This is a genomic window from Acidovorax sp. KPB24-03, assembly GCF_057546605.1.
In genome coordinates, this window is the sequence record NZ_BAAJYR010000857.1 from 1 (window position 1) to 743 (window position 743).

General features: G+C 66.4%; 1 pseudogene. It reads right to left on the reverse strand.

Annotated features, from left to right (window positions below):
* A pseudogene (locus AC27KI_RS26470) lies at positions 1-698 on the reverse strand (hypothetical protein); the annotation flags it as partial.
* Between the last annotated feature and the right edge of the window lie 45 nt (positions 699-743).

Here is a 743-nt window from a genome sequence, read left to right on the forward strand (position 1 = left end):
GGCGGCTCGTAGTCGGCCATGGCGCCCGAGAAGTACCACAGCGATTTGGGCATCTGGCTGGCCGGCCACGACTCCCACTGCAGCAGGTGGGTGAAGTCCACCTGCCCATCCAGCGGGTTCATGTAGGTGGCGCCGATCACCGTGTCGGTGGGGTTCTTGAGGGGAATGTCCCAGCCCAGATCGGTGGTGCTGCGGTTCAGCCAGACCTGCATGGTCTGCGTCTGCACGGTGGGCACCTTCTCGACCATCGCGCGCCATTCGGGACGCGCGGCCAGCAACTCCTTGCACAGGTAGGGCACGGCGCCCACCGCGATGGCCAGCACCACCTGGTCGAAATCTTCGCCGGCCTTCAGGGTCTTCTGGCCCACGTTCTTCCAGGGCGTCCAGTACGACTCCAGGTCGATGTCCTGCTCGCGCAGCGCATCGCCTTCCACCAACTGGTCGTAGCAGGGCCCGGACGGCCACGCTGGCAGGCCTTCGATCGGCACGAGCGGTTCGTAGGGCGCATCCGGCTTCACCAGGGTGGCCTGCACGCCCATCTGCACGGCAGCCACCGACTGGCCGTCCGCCGACAGCGCGGATGTTTCGTACTTGTGAAGAACTCGAACTGCACGCCGCGCTGCGCAGCACCAGGTACCAGCGGCGCGATCACCGTCTCGCCCGTGCCCGCCAGCGAACAGCCAGGCGAATGCACCCATGTATGCATAGCTGCGCAGCGACCAAATGCAGGTAGGGCGCTGCCG